The sequence below is a fragment of the Ruegeria sp. BF6 genome, assembly GCF_056538665.1.
In genome coordinates, this window is sequence record NZ_JBQFTN010000028.1 from 1 (window position 1) to 18,595 (window position 18,595).

General features: G+C 58.5%; 14 protein-coding genes and 1 pseudogene. 3 read left to right on the forward strand and 12 right to left on the reverse strand.

The features are described 5' to 3' along the window. The 3 genes and pseudogenes from ACR0IM_RS23880 to hisD form a co-directional block, all read right to left on the reverse strand. Nucleotides 1-137 (reverse strand): annotated as a pseudogene (locus ACR0IM_RS23880) (sulfopyruvate decarboxylase subunit alpha); the annotation flags it as partial. Nucleotides 138-185: 48 nt separating this feature from the next. Then, complete coding sequence (locus tag ACR0IM_RS23885) at nt 186-596, reverse strand: universal stress protein (protein ID WP_480642182.1); 411 nt, start codon at nt 594-596, stop codon at nt 186-188. Between the two features lie 182 nt (nt 597-778). After that, nucleotides 779-2,086: a histidinol dehydrogenase gene (gene hisD / locus ACR0IM_RS23890; protein WP_480683426.1), complete on the reverse strand. Its 1,308-nt coding sequence runs from the start codon at nt 2,084-2,086 to the stop codon at nt 779-781. Between the two features lie 153 nt (nt 2,087-2,239). Here hisD and ACR0IM_RS23895 point away from each other — a divergent pair, with 153 nt between their 5' ends. Continuing rightward, on the forward strand, nt 2,240-3,265 hold the full coding sequence (locus ACR0IM_RS23895) for a LacI family DNA-binding transcriptional regulator (RefSeq protein WP_480683428.1): 1,026 nt from the start codon (nt 2,240-2,242) through the stop codon (nt 3,263-3,265). On the opposite strand, the gene ACR0IM_RS23900 is transcribed toward ACR0IM_RS23895, so the two are convergent. Next, nucleotides 3,262-4,233, reverse strand: coding sequence for a LysR family transcriptional regulator (locus tag ACR0IM_RS23900; RefSeq protein WP_480642179.1), 972 nt, complete (start codon nt 4,231-4,233; stop codon nt 3,262-3,264). The genes ACR0IM_RS23895 and ACR0IM_RS23900 overlap by 4 nt on opposite strands. 81 nt (nt 4,234-4,314) lie before the next feature. After that, nucleotides 4,315-6,750, reverse strand: a complete 2,436-nt coding sequence (locus tag ACR0IM_RS23905) for a GcvT family protein (RefSeq protein WP_480683429.1) — start codon at nt 6,748-6,750, stop codon at nt 4,315-4,317. 183 nt (nt 6,751-6,933) lie between these two features. Between ACR0IM_RS23905 and ACR0IM_RS23910 the strand changes: the two genes are divergently transcribed. Together ACR0IM_RS23910 and ACR0IM_RS23915 are read left to right on the forward strand one after the other, a co-directional pair. Further along, entirely contained in the window at nt 6,934-8,454 is a 1,521-nt protein-coding gene (locus ACR0IM_RS23910) for a trimethylamine methyltransferase family protein (protein WP_480683430.1), read from the forward strand. Nucleotides 8,455-8,524: 70 nt separating this feature from the next. After that, nucleotides 8,525-9,493 carry an agmatinase gene (locus tag ACR0IM_RS23915; RefSeq protein ID WP_480683431.1) on the forward strand — a complete coding sequence of 323 codons (969 nt, stop codon included), beginning with the start codon at nt 8,525-8,527 and terminating at the stop codon, nt 9,491-9,493. On the opposite strand, the gene ACR0IM_RS23920 is transcribed toward ACR0IM_RS23915, so the two are convergent. From ACR0IM_RS23920 to ACR0IM_RS23950, 7 genes are all read right to left on the reverse strand, one after another. Continuing rightward, on the reverse strand, nt 9,490-10,464 hold the full coding sequence (locus ACR0IM_RS23920) for an arginase family protein (protein ID WP_480594282.1): 975 nt from the start codon (nt 10,462-10,464) through the stop codon (nt 9,490-9,492). The genes ACR0IM_RS23915 and ACR0IM_RS23920 overlap by 4 nt on opposite strands. Before the next feature lie 54 nt (nt 10,465-10,518). Further along, nucleotides 10,519-12,108, reverse strand: a complete 1,590-nt coding sequence (locus ACR0IM_RS23925) for an ABC transporter permease (RefSeq protein WP_480594284.1) — start codon at nt 12,106-12,108, stop codon at nt 10,519-10,521. Continuing rightward, a complete protein-coding gene (locus tag ACR0IM_RS23930) occupies nt 12,101-13,138 on the reverse strand; it encodes a quaternary amine ABC transporter ATP-binding protein (protein WP_480642173.1) in 1,038 nt (345 codons plus the stop codon). Before ACR0IM_RS23930 ends, ACR0IM_RS23925 begins: the two co-directional genes overlap by 8 nt. Nucleotides 13,139-13,215: 77 nt before the next feature. Then, the gene (locus ACR0IM_RS23935) at nt 13,216-14,166 is read right to left on the reverse strand and encodes an ABC transporter substrate-binding protein (protein ID WP_480594288.1); all 951 of its coding nucleotides are present in this window, start codon (nt 14,164-14,166) and stop codon (nt 13,216-13,218) included. A 1,560-nt stretch (nt 14,167-15,726) separates the two neighbouring features. Beyond that, nucleotides 15,727-16,722: an ABC transporter ATP-binding protein gene (locus tag ACR0IM_RS23940; RefSeq protein WP_480683432.1), complete on the reverse strand. Its 996-nt coding sequence runs from the start codon at nt 16,720-16,722 to the stop codon at nt 15,727-15,729. After that, nucleotides 16,719-17,753: a Gfo/Idh/MocA family protein gene (locus ACR0IM_RS23945; RefSeq protein WP_480683433.1), complete on the reverse strand. Its 1,035-nt coding sequence runs from the start codon at nt 17,751-17,753 to the stop codon at nt 16,719-16,721. Before ACR0IM_RS23945 ends, ACR0IM_RS23940 begins: the two co-directional genes overlap by 4 nt. Then, nucleotides 17,750-18,589: a carbohydrate ABC transporter permease gene (locus tag ACR0IM_RS23950; protein WP_480683434.1), complete on the reverse strand. Its 840-nt coding sequence runs from the start codon at nt 18,587-18,589 to the stop codon at nt 17,750-17,752. The genes ACR0IM_RS23945 and ACR0IM_RS23950 overlap by 4 nt, the downstream gene beginning before the upstream one ends. Between the last annotated feature and the right edge of the window lie 6 nt (nt 18,590-18,595).

The following is an 18,595-nucleotide window of genomic DNA, read 5'->3' on the forward strand; positions in this document are numbered from 1 at the left end:
TTCGAGGGGATGTGAAAGATGTCGTCGCGTTGGTCAATCTCCTCGATCACCCCGGCCAGCTGTTTGCAGGGCACGGTGGTGACAAACGAGATATCGTTTGCGACCAGATCATCCGTAATCTTTTTGTCTATGTTCATATCTGGTCTGTTCGTCCTGCTTGAGGCACCTAGGGCGCGTTATTGAGTTCATATTCTGCGATGCACATGCACGGCGCACCCGGCATGGCGAACCACACGCGATGCGGTCGAGCCCAGGAAATAGTCGCTGAGCCCCGGCTTGTGTGAGCCGATAACGATGCAGTCAAAGTCATTGCTATTGGCATAGTCGATGATGGTCCGGGCAGTATGGCCCTTGACGATCTCGGGCTGGATACCCTCCAGTTCCTCGGTCTTTTCGCGCAACAAACTGGCCGCCGCGCGGAATCCATCGGCAACTGCGTCCTTGTCCAGATAGGCACTGACCGAGCCCTGCGGCATCTCGTAAACATGCAGCGCAACAATTTCGCTGCCTTCTGCCGAAAGCGCCCGTGCCACTTCCAGCGTGTGCTGCGAAATGCCGTGGTCCAGCGCCATTGGAACCAGAATTTTCTTATACATGAAACCCTCCGTTTCTGTTGGACCAGAGCCCACAGACGGCCGCCAATAAGACCCACGCGGTATGCCGGAAAACCTCGGCCGTATTTGTGTACGGTGCCGAAAAAGGTGGTTTTCTGCAAGGTATTGCGACAAGACTTCTGCCCTGAGGCCCCCGCGCAGTCAGATTGAAGGGTATCCGATGTTCATCCATCCGCGTGTAGGTCAAACTGTTCGTCAGGGAAATACTTGGCCAAACGCACATCCGCAGCGCGGGCATGGCCTTCCATCCCCTCAAGCCTGGAAATTCGGGCAGTGGCGACAGCGACAGGCTTCGATCCTTCCCGCGTGGCACGTTGCCAGGTGACGATCTTCATGTACTTGTGGACGCTCAACCCTCCAGTATAGCTGGCCGCCCCCGAGGTCGGCAAAACGTGGTTGGTGCCGGTGGCCTTGTCGCCATAAGACACAGTGGTCTCTTCACCCAGAAACAACGACCCATAACAGGTCAGCCGGTCCAGCCACCAATCCAGGTCCTCGGCCTGGACGGTCAAATGTTCGGGGGCGTATTCGTCCGAACAGGCGGCCATTTCCTCACGATCCGAACAGACGATGACCTCGGCATAGTCGCGCCATGCGGCGGCCGCATTTTCTCGGTTTAGGGTGGGCAGATCGTCTATAAGCTTCGGCACCAGCGTCATCACCTCCTGCGCCAGATCCCGGTCATCGGTTACCAGCCAGACGGGCGAGTTGTACCCATGCTCGGCCTGGCTGACCAAATCGGTGGCCACCACATGCGCGTCGGCGCTGCTGTCGGCAAGGATCAAGCTGTCGGTAGGACCCGCGATCATGTCGATGCCGACTTTGCCATAGAGAATCCGCTTGGCCTCGGCCACGAACTGGTTGCCCGGGCCCACAAGGATATTGGCCCGCGGCAGGCCGAACAGGCCATAGGTCATCGCGGCCACGCCCTGTACACCGCCCATGGCCAGAATACTGTCTGCCCCACAGATATGCGCGGCATAGACAATCGCTGGCGCAACGCCCTCGCCTGGGCGCGGCGGAGAACAGGCGGTGATATGGCGGCATCCGGCGACCTTGGCCGTGGTAACGGTCATGATCGCGCTGGCGGTATGGCTATAGCGCCCTCCGGGCACATAGCAGCCCGCCGCATCCACCGGGATCGCCTTTTGACCGGCGACGAACCCCGGAACGATCTCTGTCTGCACATCGGCCACGGTTGCCTTCTGCGTTTCAGCAAAGCGGCGCACATTGTCGTGGGCAAAGCGGATATCGGCCTTCAGTTTTTCCGGAACCCGTGCGATAGCAGCGTCAATCTCGGCCTGCGTCATCAAGACATTGCCGTCGAACTTGTCGAATCTGGCTGCGTATTCCAGCGCCTTGGCATCACCGCCAGCCTCAATATCAGCAAGGATGTTCCTGACCGTATCATTCACCTCGGAGGCATGGGATTGCGCTGTCAAGATGGCTTTTTTCAAATAGTCACGAGGCATGCTCAGCAGGTCCTATTCACGGGTCTTTCTTCCGGATTCGGCTTACCGGATTTGTAAGCCCTTACATCAAAGATGCAAGCGCTTACACATCTACTTTTCTTAAGCCGCGCTTGAGTTTAAGCTTATTGGCAAAAGCAAATCTCAGGTTTGAAAATGCCTAAACTTCGATCCGCGCCCACATTGGACGATGTCGCCAAACTGGCGGGCGTTTCAACAGCGACCGTGTCGCGCTGCATGAATGATCCCGACCGGGTGGTAGAGGCAACGCGTCAGCGCGTTCTGTCAGCGGTGGACAAGCTGGGATACACGCCGAACTTTGCCGCGCGGGTGATGGTAGCCAAGCGAACCCGGACGATCGGTGCGATCATTCCCACCATGGAGAACGCTATTTTCGCGCGCGGCCTACAGGCTTTTCAGGAAGAACTGCACACACGCGGTTACACACTGCTGGTATCAAGTTCGGCCTACGATCCCGACCTTGAAGAAGAGCAAATCCGGACGCTGGTCGCGCGCGGTGCGGACGGGTTGCTATTGATCGGGCATGACCGCAATCCGCAGGTTTACAAGGATCTTGCGCTCCGCGACATCCCGGTAATGATCGCGTGGTCCTTTCTGGCGGATGCACAGGTTGCCTCGGTCGGGTTTGACAATCGCGCAGCCATGGCCGAGCTGACGAACCGCGTGATCGGGCTGGGCCACCAACGGATCGGAGTGATTTCCGGCATCACCGCTGGCAATGATCGGGCGCGTCTTCGGATTGAAGGTATAAAGGACGCGGTCCGGCAGAACGGGATTTCCCCGTCAGGTTTAGCGATCGTTGAAACACCCTACCAGATCGAAAACGGCGCCGATGCCTTTACCGAACTGATGTCACAGAACGCCCCGCCTACGGCAATCCTGTGCGGCAACGACGTTCTGGCCGTCGGCGCACTGCATCGGGCGCGTGAGATGGGATTAAATGTGCCCAAGGATGTTTCTGTCACCGGGTTCGACGATATCGAGCTGGCCCGGGTCGCCACCCCCGCGCTGACGACGGTGCATGTACCGCACCGCGAAATGGGTCAACGGGCCGCGTCGGCTCTGGTTGATATGCTGGAAAACCAGGCCCCAGGCACTGGCACGCGGCTAGTGACCCATATCGTCGAGCGTCAATCCCTCGGACCACCGGCCAGCGCCTAGGCAGCCTCGGCCTCCATGGTGCGGAAATCGTCCTTTAACCAGGAATGAGCCCCACACATCGGATCGGTGAAATGCTGCCGGATCAGCTTTACCATCACTTTCTGGATCAGCTTCGAGGTCGTCTCGGGATACACTTCGGTCGTGAACAGGGACACGGTGCGTACGAAGTTGCGCCCCGGAAACGGCAGCGCCCGAACGTTGTCGTGGAACCTTTGTGCGCGGTGGAAACAGGCGGCCGTCGTGATCGCCCAACCGCTGCCCTCGGCGACAAGACCGATGATCGAGTGGTTGCACTCCATTTCAAACCGGTTCGGCAGATTGTATTTGCTGCGGGTTAGTTGAATTTCAATCTGCTTGCCGATCATGTAGTCCCGCGAATAGCGCAGCAAGGGCAATTCCGCATCCGGTTTTAGGAGGTCTTCGGGTTCTCCGCTGAACGTGTTGGGCAGAATTACGATAAACGGGTCGCGCATCAGCGGGTATTCGATCAACCCCTCGGTCCGCTCCGACGGCCGGGTGGCAACCCCGGCATCCAACTTATGCTCTTGCAGATTGTTGATGATCTCGTGACTGGGGCGCGTGTAGTGGCGAAAGCTGCAACGCGGCAGGGCCTGTGCCAAAAAGCGGAACAGGTCCGGGGCGATCTGGTTGTCGAAATCGTCAATTAAGGCCAGCCGCAGATCCGTTGCGTGCTTCCAGTTGCCGGAGCGGATTTCGGCCTCTCCCCGTTTCAGCACCGTTAGCCCGTCGCGGACATATCGCGCGAACACCTCGCCCGCAGGGGTCAGCCCCATCGGACGCCGCCCATGATCGACCAGATCAACGCCCAGCGCGCCTTCGAGGCTGCGCAAGTGGTTCGAGACGGTGCTGATCGACAGCCCCGTTTCCGAAGCGACCTGCTGGATCGACCCCGATTTGGCAACCAGACGGAAGACTTCCAGCCAGCGAAGGCTCAGAGATTTGGACACTGCACACCCGTTGTTTCGATTTCTTCGAAACAAACCAAGCAAAGATTCACACAAACGGCAATGGTGAAGTTGGCCGAGCGGTCACGCTCTCATGCGCTCAAAACCCGGATCATAAGGTGATCGCGGGATAACTGTCGCACGCACGCGCTGACCACAGGAGTCTAACTCCATCTCAGTTCCGATATCTGCCAGACCGGGTTGCACGAAGCCATGCGCAAGATTCAGCCCTGTGCGATACCCCCAATCACCCGAGGTGATCGTGCCGACAACCTGCGAGCCCAGCATCAAAGATGCCCCGGGATGAGCGGGTTGTCGGGTGGTGTGAATGTGCAAGACGACCAGAGTTTTACGCGGCCCCTCGGCCTGCCGTTTCAACAAGGCGTCCCGCCCTGTGAAATCTCGCTTGTCCGGCTTCACGAAACGGTCGAGGCCGGTTTCGAAGGGGTCGAATTCGGTGATCAGATCGGCCTTCCAATGCAGGAAGCTCTTCTCCATTCGCATGGATTCCACTGCCCGCGCGCCGAAGAGTCTCAGCCCATGAGCCTCTCCAGCCTGCCGCAACGCCAGATAAGCCGCATAGAGCGACGCGTTGGGGACATGGATTTCATAAGCCAGTTCACCTGAGAAACTGACGCCCATCACCGTCACCGGAGCAATCCCGACGAAACACTCCCGCACGCTGAGCCACGGAAATGCCGCTGCGGACCAGTCACCGCGTGCGCTGGCGGACAGGACATCGCGCGCCTTGGGGCCAGCCAGCACCAGAATGGTCCGGTCGTTGGTCAGGCTGCGCAATTGCACGTCTTCATCGGCGCGCAGGTGTTGGGTCAACCAATCCATGTCGTGAAACTCACTTGCGGCGGCGGATCCGTACCACAGGCGGTCCGGCCCCCGGTCGCTGGCGGGCAGGTTGGCGACGGTCGCCTCGGCCTTGACCATGCCCTGATGGTTTAGCAAATAGCCCAGCCCAACCCGGCCATCGCGTCGGGTGATGGTGCCGCAGAACATCCTATCCAGAAAAGCGTGCCGGTCCGCGCCTGTGATCTCAATCCGGTTGAACCCGTTCACCTCGGCCAGCCCGACGCCGTTCTGCACGTTGGCCACCTCAGCTGCGACCAGATCAAATGTTTCGTCAAAATCGAAACTGAGAGATGGCGAGAAATCGGGCGTAGGCTTGATATACTCCACCCTCTCCCAACCATTGACCACGGTGAATTCCGCCCCTTCAGCTGCCAACACCGGCGTCAGAGGCGTCGTCTTGGCCGGCCGCCCGGCGGGGCGGTGTTCGTGCGGAAAGTGAAAGCGGAACTCGTTTTGATAGTCTTCGATGGCTTTCAGCGCCGTCAGTTCCACATTCGCATGACCAGTGAACCGGCGCGGGTCCAGACACCACGTGTCGTAACATGCTTCGCCATGCACAATCTGCTGGGCCAGCAGCCAGCCGTGGCCGCCGCCCTCACCCAACCCAGCGCGCAGGCCGATGATGCAGAACGCGTTGCGCTTGCCCGGGATCGGCCCGACCAAGGGCGCACCGTCGATCGTGTAGGTGATCGGGCCGTTGACGACCGTGTGAACGCCGACCTCCATCAACGCCGGCATACGGGCAAATGCGCCCTCCAACACATCGGTCACCCGGTCCAGATCGTCTGGGCACAGGGCATTGACGAAGTTCGGATCGATCCCGTCCATGCCCCAAGTTTTGCAGTCCTGTTCGTAGAACCCCAACAGCAGCCCGTTCTTTTCCTGTCTGCAATAGTAGTCACTGATTGGGCACCGCAGCAGGGGCATCCTGTGACCCGCATCCCGGATGGCAGGGATCTCTTCGGTCAGAAAATACTGGTGCTCCATGGACGAGACAGGGTGATGCACCCCCATCATCGCGCCGACCTCGTTCACCCGATAGCCGCAGGCGTTGACCACGATGTCACAATCGATATCGCCATGTTCGGTATGGACCGTCCAAGTGTCGTCGCCGTGCTGGGTCAAACCGACAACCGGCGTGTTGCGATAAACCTCGGCCCCCGCCTTGCGCGCGCGCCGCGCCAGCGCCTGACACAGCTGCGCCGGGTCGATGTCGCCATCCATCGGATCCCACAAACCGCCAATCAGGTTCTCGGTCGAGATCAGCGGGTGGCGGCGGGCGCATTCTTCGGGGTCGATCACCTCGAAATGCACATCCATCCCGCGCGCCATCGAGGTGAAATGGCGATAACCCTGCATCTGCGCCTCGGTATTGGCCAGACGGATGCCACCGTCCCCGTGGTGGTAGTTAATCGGATAATCCGGGTCCTCGGCCAGTTCCTTGTACAGTTGGATTGAGTGCGATTTCAGGCCCACCATCGTCTGGTTCATGCCGAAATTCGTCACCTGCGCCGCAGAATGCCATGTCGTGCCCGAGGTCAGCTCGTTGCGTTCCACCAGAACCACATCCATCCACCCCTCCTGCGTCAGGTGATAAAGTGTCGAACAACCGGCGATCCCGCCCCCAATCACAACAACTTTGGTGCGCGACTTCATTGGCTCTGCTCCCTCTGGTCCGGGACAAGTTTTGCGGAAGAATGGACCGGGCCGACAATAGGGCCAGTGACTGTATTGAAAAATCGAAACTGCGATTGAGGATTCTGATATTCGCAGTTCCCCTTTGCGACGGAGCAGAGTTGCCGCTTAGTGTGCCCGGAGGAATAGCGGGAAAGGATAGGGATGTCCTCGGAAGGTGGCAAACGAAGCGGTCGGCGGGCACGGCACGCTCAGCGCGCGGCCAAGCCTGTTTTTGATCCCTGCCCGCCCGGTCAAAAAGGAGGCGCGTTCAAACCACTGAAACCAGCTGAGCTTGAGCAAATCTACGACACCGCACTGCGCCTGCTAGAGACGCTGGGTATGGGCAACGTGCCGGACCGGCTGGCCGCTGATCTGCTGGCCGCTGGCGCGCAGCCGGGAGCACAGGATCGGCTGGTCTTTCCGCGCAAAGTGGTGGAGCGGTTGGTCAATTCCGCCGCCAAGACATTCACTTTCCACAGCCGGGACGAAACACGCTCCATTCAGGTTGGTGGAGACCGCGTATACTTCGGTACCGGAGGCGCCGCCGTACAGACATTGGATATCGACAGCGGGCTCTATCGCCCCTCGACGCTGATCGATCTGCATGACTTCACCCGGTTGCAGGACACTCTGGCTAATGTCAGCTGGTTTACCCGCTGCTGCGTGGCGACCGATGTACCCGATGTGCGCGATCTGGACATCAACACGGCTTATGCGCTGGTACGCAACACGACCAAACCGGTGGCCACATCGTTCACGCTGGCCGAAAACGTCGCTCCGATTGTCGAGATGCTGGACATCGTGGCCGGTGGGCCGGGCGAATTCGCCAAGCGGCCCTTTTTGAAGGCCCATATCAGCCCGGTGATTTCTCCGCTGCGCTATGGAGAGGACGCGGTGGACGTGGTCTATGAATGCGTTGCCCACAACATTCCCATGTCCTGCATCACCGCCGCGCAGGCCGGGGCCACTGCCCCAGCGACCCTGGCTGGATTTCTGGCGCAATCTCTGGCCGAAACGCTGGCCAGCCTTGTCATGGTCAACGCGATCCAGCCCGGTTTTCCGATGGTGTTCTCCAACTGGCCCCTGATCGTGGACCTGCGCACCGGCTCCTTCGCCGGGGGCAGCGGTGAGACCGCCATTCTGAACGCCGCCTCAGCGCAGCTCACCAACTGGCTGGCGCTGCCTTCTGGCGTGGCGGCGTCAATGACCGACGCCAAAGCTATCGATGCGCAATACGGGGCCGAAAAGGGGATAACTTCTCTGGCCGCCGCGTTGGCCGGGGGCAACCTGATCTATGAAAGCTCGGGCATGACGGCATCTCTGCTGGGGGCCAGTTTCGAGGCGTTTGTTCTGGACGATGAAATGCACTCTCACACTTATCGGGCCCTGCGAGGGATCGAGGTGACCGAGGAGAACCTAGGCTTCGATGCGATCTGCCAGTCGGTTCTGGGCGACGGTCACTTTCTTGGCAGCACTCATACCTATGAGGCGATGGAGCGGGATTATTTCTACCCATCCCTCGCCGACCGGAATGAGCCGCGCACGTGGGAGGAGGGAGGCGCAACCGACGCATGGTCCGCTGCGCGTGCAAAGGTCAAAGAGGTTCTGGCCACCCATCACCCACAATACCTGAGTGACGCGCAGGACGCAGAAATCCGCAAACGCTTTCGCATTCTGATCTGAGCGCATCGGCCCATTCCCAAGTCACAAATCTGCCGCTAGGCTCGCGCCAGAACCAACAAGGGGGAACCACATGACCAATCCGTTTTTTCAACCGGTCTCGGCAATGGAGCTTGCCCGGTTTGCTGGTATCCCCACTTTCATGCGCCTGCCGAGCGTGACGCTGGACCACGAACGCATCACCGAGGTTGAGCTGGGCCTGGTCGGAATACCGTGGGACGGCGGCACCACCAACCGCCCCGGTGCCCGGCATGGGCCGCGTCAGTTGCGAGACTATTCGACGATGATCCGTGCGATGAACCCAGTGACCGGGGTTGCGCCTTTTTCCATGGTCAATTGCGCCGATCTGGGAGATGTCGCGCCGAACCCGGTGGATATCCAGGATACGCTGGATCGGGTGACCAGCTTCTACGCTGACCTGACAGCGCGCGGCATCACCCCCCTGACTGCCGGCGGCGACCACCTTACCACCCTGCCCGTTCTGCGTGCGCTGGCCAAGTCCGGCCCGCTTGGCCTGATCCAGTTCGACAGCCATACCGATCTGTTCGACACATATTTCGGGGGCCACAAATTCACCCACGGCACCCCCTTCCGCCGCGCGGTCGAAGAAGGGCTGGTCGACCCCAAACGCTTTGTTCAGGTTGGTATTCGCGGCACCGCCTACAACACCGAAGACATCGAATGGGGCGAGGCGCAGGGTATCCGCATCATCCGCATCGAGGAACTGTTCGACCGCGGCATCAACGATGTCATGGCCGAAGTGCGCAGCATCGTGGGTACCGCGCCCACCTATTGCACCTATGACATCGACTTCGTTGACCCGACCTATGCCCCCGGCACCGGCACGCCCGAGATTGGCGGGCCAAACAGTTTTCAGGCGCAACAGGTCATTCGCCAGATGGCAGGCGTCAATCTGGTCGGCGCCGATCTGGTCGAGGTTGCACCGCCCTTCGATCCCGAGGGCGGCACGGCTTGGCTGGGCATCTCTTTGATGTTCGAACTGCTCTGCGTGTTGGCGCAGGCAGTGGATGCGCGGCGCTAACTGACGTTTTCGGCGATCATCGAGATCATCTCGAACATCACCGCCGCCGCTGTCAGGGCAGTAATGTTGTTGGGGTTGTCTTTGGTGGGCATCATGCAGACGACATCCCCACCCACGATATTCAGGCCCCGTGCGGCACGCAGAATGCCGACCGCCTCGTCGATATCGAACCCTTTCTCACCCGGCTCCAGATTCGACACGGCGGGCGCAACCGTGGGGTCGAGGCAGTCCAGATCGAACGTGATATAGACCGGACGGTCGCCCAATACCTCGCGGGTCTGTGCCACCACATCCTCCAGCCCGCGCTGACGGAATTCGCGCATGGTGACGATATTGTAGCCATAGTCATAGGAGGGCTGCAGCCAGTCCAGACTGCGCGGATGGCCCCGCAACCCGATCTGCATCGACCGCGTCGGATCGACCTGACCCTGATCGGCCAGATATGCCCCCCAATGGGCCGCTGATTTCTTGGCGCCCAGAAAGTGATCAACTTTGGTGAACACATCTGTATGCGCGTCCAGATGCAGAAAGCTGACTGGCTCTCCGCCCGCCAGCTTGCCGTTGCCCAGCGCCTGCACGATCCCACCGGTGATCGAATGATCACCACCGACAGACACCGGCCGCGCCCCTGCCGCGTCGATGTCTTTAAAAAAGGCCGTGATGCGCTCGATGCAATCTTCATTGTCGTTCGCACGCGGAAACGGCACGTCGCCCACATCGGCAATTTTCGCACTGTTCCACGGGTCGATCTCGAACACCGAATGCACCCGGCGTTGGACCGCCGAGACGTGACGCAGGGCACGCGGACCCAGATGCTGATCCCGCTCAGTCGTGCCGTTGCCGGTGGAATGTGGCACGCCCACCAGCGCGATGTCCTGCCCCTCGGGGCCTTCGTTTGGACAGCGAAACAAGGTGGGCACGCCCCACCAATAGAGATTGTCCATCATGGACTGTTCATAACGATCGGTCATTGTCTTACCCGGTCAAAGAAAAACGCCCCCGGCGGCAACCGGGGGCGGATATGTTCAGATTTTTTCGTCTTCTCGCCGGAAGGCTCCCTGCACGATCCGGTCAATGACCATCGCGCAGAAGAGGATGGCAAAGCCACCCAGCAGGCCCGGCCCCTTGGCGGCGTATTGCAGCGCCTCTAGGATTTCCTTGCCCAGACCTCCGCCGCCGATCAGCGAGATGATCACCACCATCGACAGGCACATCAGGATGGTCTGGTTCACCCCGGTCATGATCGACGGCAAGGCCAGCGGTATTTCCACATCCTTCAACAATTGCCATTTGGATGCACCAAAGGCGACTGCCGCCTCTTTGATACTCTCCGGCACCCCGCGCATCCCAAGCGCGGTCAGACGGATCACCGGCGGCATGCCAAAGATAATCGTCGCCAGAATACCCGGTGGGTTGCCGGTGCCAAAGAAGGCAATGATCGGGATCAGGTATACGAAGGCCGGAAGCGTCTGCATCAGGTCCAGCACCGGTTCCGCCGCGCGATATGCACGTTGGGACTTGCCGAACCAGATACCCAACGGGATGCCGAAAACCACGCACAGCAACACCGCGGCGCCGACCAGAGCCACCGTCTCCATCGCCACATCCCAGTAACCCAGCAAGGCAATATAGGCCAACGAAGACGCTGTGAAGATCGCCACGCGCGGCCCTGCCGCACGCCATGCGGTCACGCAGATAACCAGCATCACAACTGGCCACGGAGACCCGATCAGCGCAATAGTCAACGCATCCAGAACCGAGCGGACACCAGCGACAATCCCGTCGAAGACATCACCCCCGGCGGCGGCGGCGGCGTCGATTTGCGCCTCCATCCAACTGGCCAGATTCGAGAAGATAGTGCCCTCGCCCTCGCCTAGTATAAGAGCGGAAACCTCATCTTCCGGAAAGGCGTCCAGCATCGCCAGCGACGCATTCACCGTGAACTTATAGATGATCAGCGGCGCAATCGCGGCGACCAGAACAGCACCCAGAACCGTATTGCGCGTGGATCGGCCGCTTTCGGTGCTGGTCGGATCGGTCCGCCATTTCGAATACTGTTTTTCATAAACCCGGTCCGCGTAGAACCCCTGAGCCAGTTTGAACACGAGCAGCATCAGAAGTCCGGTGATCAGGATCCCCGACGCCTCGGCCTGAGCCGCCTGCGCTTGCGCCAGACTGCTGTCCGCCGCCTTCTGGATATTCTCGGCCAGCCGGTTGAACCGGTCTATGTCGGCCTGTTCGGTTGCGGCTGCTGCGCGTTCCAACAATTCATTGGCCCGGGTCTGCTGACGTTCGGCGCGTTCGGCCAGGTCAGCGCCGGGATTGCCCCAGGCCCCACGCCCGATCTGGACCCAGGCGATGATTTCCAGGATCAGGAAAGTCCAGAACATCCCCCAGATGGCCCGCGAGGCGGACCAGAACGGCCCCAGCACCGCCGCCCAGATATTGAACGTGTTGGGCAATGCGCTGGTGGCATCGTGGATCTTGTGGAACGCGGTGACGTAGTAGTCACCATTCGGACCGGCAAATTCGTGAATGGATTGGTCCAGTGCCTCTCGGTCGACCTCGATATCGGAGGCGGCCGTGACTTTCATTTCCATTGCTGCATCAGTCATTTTTGCCCCCCTGAATTCCGCGCAGCAGACGCGGCTTGGTCACAATGCCGACGTCACTGCCCGCATCGGTGATGACGACCGGCATCTCGGTATTCACGGCCAGATCGATCAGTTGATCTAAATCCGCGCCCTCATCCGCGCGCGGCGCGCCCTCGAGCGGGCCAGAGTAGCTGCCCATCGGCTCCATAATCGAATGCGCCTTGACCAGTTTCAGTTTCGAAATGCCCTGCACAAACTCGCGCACATAATCGTCCGCCGGGTTCATCACGATGTCTTCCGGCGTGCCAATCTGCACGATCACCCCGTCTTTCATGATGGCGATGCGGTGACCGATACGAATGGCCTCGTCCAGATCGTGGGTGATGAACAGCGTCGTCTTCTGCAACTGCGCCACCAGCGCCTTGAACTGATCCTGCAGTTGCAGGCGGATCAGAGGATCAAGGGCCGAGAACGGCTCGTCCATCAGCAGGATTTCAGGGTCCGAGGCCAGCGCGCGGGCGATCCCCACCCGCTGCTGCATCCCGCCCGACAGTTCCTTGGGCAAGCGGTCTTCGTAACCGGTCAGGTCCACCAGACCCAGCGCGTGATCCGAAACCGCCCAGCGTTTGGATTTGGACACTTTGCGAATTTCCAGCGGATAGGCCACGTTGTCACGCACCGAGCGGTGCGGCATCAGCGCCATGTGCTGAAATACCATCCCGATCTGCTGCGCTCGGATGCGGCGCAGTTCCGTCTCGGATATCTTGGACACATCGTGTCCCAGAATTTCGATCTTGCCCGAGGTCGGCTCAATCAGCCGGTTCACGTGCCGCACCAGCGTCGACTTCCCCGAACCCGACAGGCCCATGATGCAGAAAATCTCGCCCCGCGGCACGTCAAAGGTGGCCCCTTGTACACCTACGACGCAATTGAATCTTTCCAGAACTTCGGGCTTTCCAATGCCTTCGTTCCGCACGGCTTCCATGGCTTCTTCGGCGCGCGCGCCGAAGATCTTCCACACATCCGTCAGTTTTACGACTGTTTCGGTCATACTTGTCCCTTTGATGCAAAACAGGCCGCCGGACGTGTCCAACGGCCTGCCCGGTTTTCAGTTCCGGTTGGTATCAATCACTGAGACATCCAGCCCAGAACGGCATCTTCGTTGGCAGCCACCCATTCCTCGGCATAGGCTGCGGGCTCTTTACCCTCGATCACCAGAGCATAGGTCATGGCAGAGACCGTATCGGTGTCCAGCTTCATGTTGGCCAGCAACTGGGCAACTTCGGGGAACTCATCCTCGAGGGATTTTGCATAGTGCAAGTGCAGATAAGCCAGATCCCAGGCCACACCGGCGTCAGATTTCTCAAGCCAGTCCGGATCGTCGGTGGGCTGCAGCACATTCCACTTGGACGCGTCATAGGCTGGTTCTTCCAGAATCTGCATGTCATGCAAGGCAAACACGTAGTGCGGCGTATAACAGAATCCGACCCACGGATCCCCTGCCTTGATCGCGTTGTCGAGGTTGGCATAGGCCACGGTTTCGTCGATTTCAGTCAGTTCCATGACTTGGTCATAGCCATAGGATTTGGCCCTGATTTTCTCGACATTGGTCGAAGCCCATCCAGGCGCACCGATCCAGACTTCGCCTTGCCCATCGCCATTACTGTCAAACAATGCGGCAACGTCAGGGTTGGTCAAATCGTCGATCGAACGAATATCGTGGGCGTCCGCAGTTGCTTTGTCGACGCACATTCCCTGGAACGCTTCAACTCCATTTGGGTTGAATGCAACAGTGCCTTTATCAGTGACGTAGGTATCGTGCAGGTTCTGCTGGTTCGGCATCCAGACCTCGGGGTGAACATGCATCGCGCCGGAATCCATCGCCTCGAACACGATCGGGTTGGTTCCGTTCTGCAGTTCAACATCAAGACCCAAGTTCTGTTCGATCGCCACCTTCAGAATATGCGCCGTGGCATTCACCGATGGCCAGTTCGGCACACCGATCACAATATCCGCAGCCATCGCTGGTCCGGCGACCGCCATCGATGCGCCTCCTAAAAGTGTTGCAAGTTTTTTCATCTGATATCTCCATGTTGGTCATCCGTGGTACTTGTTCTTGTGTCCCTATCGGACACCGACGCACCTTTCGAACAGTGGCGGGAAGGTGGAACTTCCCCGGTTTCTTGGCCAGCGGCTTGCTGCGCCGGGTTGGCCAGAAAATTGAACCATGCCAGTACGCCGACCTTCAAGAATTACATGCGGCAAACTGCACTATGCGATATTATCGTAATTTAGTTTCGCTTTTTTGCAAATAGGTGCACATTTGCGACCCAGCGCCAATGCAAAACATATGTCGGTTCCGTCCAACATAGTTCCGGAAAACTTCGCGCCATTCGGCAAGAGGCGGCGACATAATTTAACCTGAGAACCGATCTCCGGCATTACCGAATGTCTTGCACAACCGTCTCCGATATTTTTTGCCATACACCCGACCTGGCCCACTGCAACGGCAAGCATTGGCCGCGCTTGGAAATGTGATCCGAAATCTCGTTATACGGTAACTCTGCCGCATAAAATGACCGTCAAAAAAGGGAAAACAACGGTGCGATTTTTACAAGCTGCGCCCGCCAAAACAGGAAAAAACCGGATCAAATCGATTGAATCAAATAATGTCGGGATAAGATTACAAACGGCGACAGATGGGTAAAACCGGTACCAGATGCGGGTTTCTATTAACAAAGGCACTAGGTTAATGCTTCATTCGGCTCTTATTCGGTACATTGCTTGACCTCACGGGCCAAGATCGAAACAGCGCGCTTCTAGTCAAGCAAAACTAACTCTCAAGAACGCCAGTTTTATACGCCTTGTTTGCAAGAAAAGGCACCACGAACCGCTGCAAAGGCTCGATTGCGCTCAAGCATCAGAGCTTCCGCTGCTCTTCAGGGGCTGGGTGAAACTAGGATTAACGGCCACCAACCCGCTTTCAACTTTCAATCGTCCTAAGTGGACGCGGTTGTACCATGCTCAACGAACTCGTTCACGAAGAGGTCAGAAAAGACAGCCTGTGTCGCGGCAACGAAGGTGCCTCAGTATTTCTCACAGCAGCCGCGTGCTCTGCTACCGCTCAACATTTCAAAGTGCTTGTTTCCTGGTCAGATATGATGGATCAGTTGCCGCTACTTCTCGGAGGCTGGCTCTCGCCTTGGGTTGAAAGCGCGTTCTCACACTTCGACCGGGTCGCCAGCGGAAGCCCACAGATTTCTCGGCACATTGCCATGCAACTTTAGCCACGAATTTACAGACGGTATTGCCGAAACTCGCAAGCTGGCCGACGCAGCGGATCAAAAAGCCTGAACGGATGCCGCCTCCAAAGCTGCCGAGACCGCTCAAACTCTTCCCGGTAAAAGCGACGGGCTGCTGACATTGAATGGTATCTGCTGGACAATGACACCCGACGAGACGGCGACAGTCCCGGCCTCGCAGCAATACGAGTGCAAATATGACCTGATTGAAAACCTCTACTCACGGGCTGCATCAGACCATCGCAACACATTGCGGTTAATGAAAATTACCTCGCTTGGCACACGCCGATTATCAACTCTCGGCTTGCCATAGCCCCCCCTTTTGCGCCTCCCTTGCTTAATCCATGCGTGCCCCTTCGCGATTGAAATAGTAAACTCTTTGCGGATCATAGCCGAGGCGAAGCTCCTGACCCTGTTCCACCGCATGCTGTCCGAACAGACGCGCTGTGATCTGAAGATCGTTCACCTTGGCGATGACGTTGGTATCGCCGCCGAGTTTCTCGACATGATTGACCCGAGCTGTAATCAGGCCGTCATTGTCCGGGAACAGATCCTCAGGACGCACGCCCATGGTGCGGTCGTCGCCTTCGGACAGCAGCCCGGCGGGCAGGAAATTCATCGCCGGTGACCCCAGAAATCCGGCAACAAACTGATTGGCGGGATTGTTATAAAGCTCCATCGGGCTACCGATCTGTTCCACCCGCCCGTCACGCAGCACAACGATCTTGTCGGCAAGCGTCATGGCCTCGGTCTGGTCGTGGGTCACATAGATCATCGAGGCCCCAAGCTGCGCGTGCAGCTGGGCGATTTCCAGCCGTGTGTTCATGCGCAAAGCTGCATCGAGATTCGAAAGGGGTTCGTCAAACAGGAACAGTTTCGGCTGGCGTACAATGGCCCGACCAATCGCCACCCGCTGACGCTGGCCTCCGGACAATTCGGACGGGAAGCGATCAAGATAAGGAGCGAGATCCAGCATCCGACTGGCTTCTTCCACCCGCTGGTCGATGACTTCTTTCGATTGTTTTTCCTGTTTCAACGCCAAGGTCATGTTGCCGCGCACATTCAAGTGCGGATACAAAGCATAGCTTTGGAACACCATGGCGATGCCGCGTTTCGATGGAGGGGTCGTATTGACAAGATCATCACCAATATAGATTTCGCCGGACGTTGCATCCTCAAGCCCCGCGATCACCCGCAAAAGGGTCGACTTGCCACAGCCCGAGGGGCCGACGAACACGACAAATTCACCTTCTTCCACTTCAATGCCGATGTCTTTCAGCACGTGCACCGGACCAAAGGATTTGTTCACTTTGCGTAGGGAAAGAGCGGTCATGATGTCTCCTCTTCTAGGCTGACGGATTGGCCGGTGCGCACACTTGTGTCCGCAGCCAGGCAAATGGCAAGGGACCGCACCGCATCCTGCATGTGACGGGTGAGGTCGAGATTTTCAGAAATGGCCTCAAGCATATGGGCCTGTTCGGCATCACACAGCGCTTGATGGCCGGGTTCATCCGGCAAGGCGATCAAATGATCGCCTTCAGGACGGTGGACCAGCAGCCCCCCAACGGCGGTGTGGCTGTCCACATTGGAACTGTCCGATTTATCCGCTTCGGTGATCGATACGGATCCGGTGGGGGAAATCACATCTTTCACGAAAAATGCGGTTTCCGACATCATCGGCCCCCAGCCCGCTTCGTACCAGCCCACGGATCCATCTTCGAATGTGACCTGAAACTGGCCGTAATTATACATGTCGGGGGAAATCTCATCAGACAGGCGCAACCCGATACCATTCACCTGCACGGGGGCGGCGTCGGTGATCTGGCACCAGACATCGACATAATGCACGCCGCAATCGACGATTGGAGCGGTGGTCTGCATCAGGGCCTTGTGGGTGTCCCACTCCGCACCTTTGGATTGTTGGTTCAGGTTCATGCGGAACACGTAAGGTCCGCCAAGCGCACGTGCCTCTTTGATAAGCCGCACCCAGCTTGGGTGATGGCGCAGGATATACCCCACCACCAGTTTTCGCCGCAGCCGGGTGGCGGTCGCGACCACACGCGTTGCATCTGCCACCGTAGTGGCCAGTGGTTTTTCCACGAACACATGGGCACCTGCTTCCATCGCCGCCACGGCAAAATCGGCGTGGCTGTCGGAATAGGTGGCGATGACCACTAAATCCGGCTTGGTTTCTGCCAGCGCTTCGTGGAAATCGGTAAAAACAGGATAGTTGGCCAGTTCCGGCTGATCGACTCGACCCGAGCGGTTCACAAGAGCGACAATCTCGGCACCGGCGTTATTATGGTGGGCAAGCGCGTGACTTGCCCCCATGTTGCCCAGCCCTGCAATCAGAACCCGGATCATTTCACCGCACCGGAGGTGATGCCGCGGATCAACTGGCGCGAGAAGATCACATAAAGGATCAGCACCGGCAGAATTGCCATCGACAGCGCGGACAGGACCGCGTTCCAGTCGGTCACGAACTGGCCGATGAAGACCTGGCTGCCCAAGGTAAGCGTTTTGGTTTCTTCGGCGGGGGCAAGGATCAGCGGGAACCAGAGGTCATTCCAGATTGGGATCATGTTAAAGACGGCCACCGTCGCCATGGCGGGGCGCACAAGCGGCAGCACCAGTTTGAAGAAGATCGTGTATTCCGACAGGCCGTCAATCCGCCCAGCGTCCTTCAGATCGTCACTGACCTGCCGCATGAATTCCGACAGGATGAATACCGCCAATGGCAGGCCCTGCGCCGTATAGACCAGGATCAGCGCCCAAAGTGTGTTGACGAGCCCAGTCGAGACCATCAGTTCAAGAATGGCTACTGTGCCGATGCGGATCGGGATCATGATACCTAATGCGAGGTAAAGCCCCATCATCGTGTTGCCCCTGAAGCGATACTCGCTCAGCGCATAGGCCGCCATCGCACCGAACAGCAGTACAAAGAACAGCGACGCCACGGTCACTATCATCGAATTCTGGAAGTAGAGGAAAAAATCCCCCTGTTTCATCACGGTCTCATAGCCAACCATGGAAAAGCTCTCGCTGTCCGGCAGGGCCAAGGGCTCGCGAAAGATCATTTTGCGGGTCTTGAAGCTGTTGATCAGGATCACGAAGACCGGAAACAGCGCAATCAGCGTGTAAAGGATCAGCGCGCCATGCATGGCGGCAACGTTCAACGGGTTGCGACGGGCTTGGTTCATCTCGGC

Bases quoted from the DNA above. Each gene is read 5' to 3' on its own strand.
- ACR0IM_RS23885 (WP_480642182.1), bottom strand. From the start codon at position 596: ATGTATAAGAAAATTCTGGTTCCAATGGCGCTGGACCACGGCATTTCG.
- hisD (WP_480683426.1), bottom strand. From the start codon at position 2,086: ATGCCTCGTGACTATTTGAAAAAAGCCATCTTGACAGCGCAATCCCAT.
- ACR0IM_RS23895 (WP_480683428.1), top strand. From the start codon at position 2,240: ATGCCTAAACTTCGATCCGCGCCCACATTGGACGATGTCGCCAAACTG.
- ACR0IM_RS23905 (WP_480683429.1), bottom strand. From the start codon at position 6,750: ATGAAGTCGCGCACCAAAGTTGTTGTGATTGGGGGCGGGATCGCCGGT.
- ACR0IM_RS23910 (WP_480683430.1), top strand. From the start codon at position 6,934: ATGTCCTCGGAAGGTGGCAAACGAAGCGGTCGGCGGGCACGGCACGCT.
- ACR0IM_RS23915 (WP_480683431.1), top strand. From the start codon at position 8,525: ATGACCAATCCGTTTTTTCAACCGGTCTCGGCAATGGAGCTTGCCCGG.
- ACR0IM_RS23920 (WP_480594282.1), bottom strand. From the start codon at position 10,464: ATGACCGATCGTTATGAACAGTCCATGATGGACAATCTCTATTGGTGG.
- ACR0IM_RS23925 (WP_480594284.1), bottom strand. From the start codon at position 12,108: ATGACTGATGCAGCAATGGAAATGAAAGTCACGGCCGCCTCCGATATC.
- ACR0IM_RS23930 (WP_480642173.1), bottom strand. From the start codon at position 13,138: ATGACCGAAACAGTCGTAAAACTGACGGATGTGTGGAAGATCTTCGGC.
- ACR0IM_RS23935 (WP_480594288.1), bottom strand. From the start codon at position 14,166: ATGAAAAAACTTGCAACACTTTTAGGAGGCGCATCGATGGCGGTCGCC.
- ACR0IM_RS23940 (WP_480683432.1), bottom strand. From the start codon at position 16,722: ATGACCGCTCTTTCCCTACGCAAAGTGAACAAATCCTTTGGTCCGGTG.
- ACR0IM_RS23945 (WP_480683433.1), bottom strand. From the start codon at position 17,753: ATGATCCGGGTTCTGATTGCAGGGCTGGGCAACATGGGGGCAAGTCAC.
- ACR0IM_RS23950 (WP_480683434.1), bottom strand. From the start codon at position 18,589: ATGAACCAAGCCCGTCGCAACCCGTTGAACGTTGCCGCCATGCATGGC.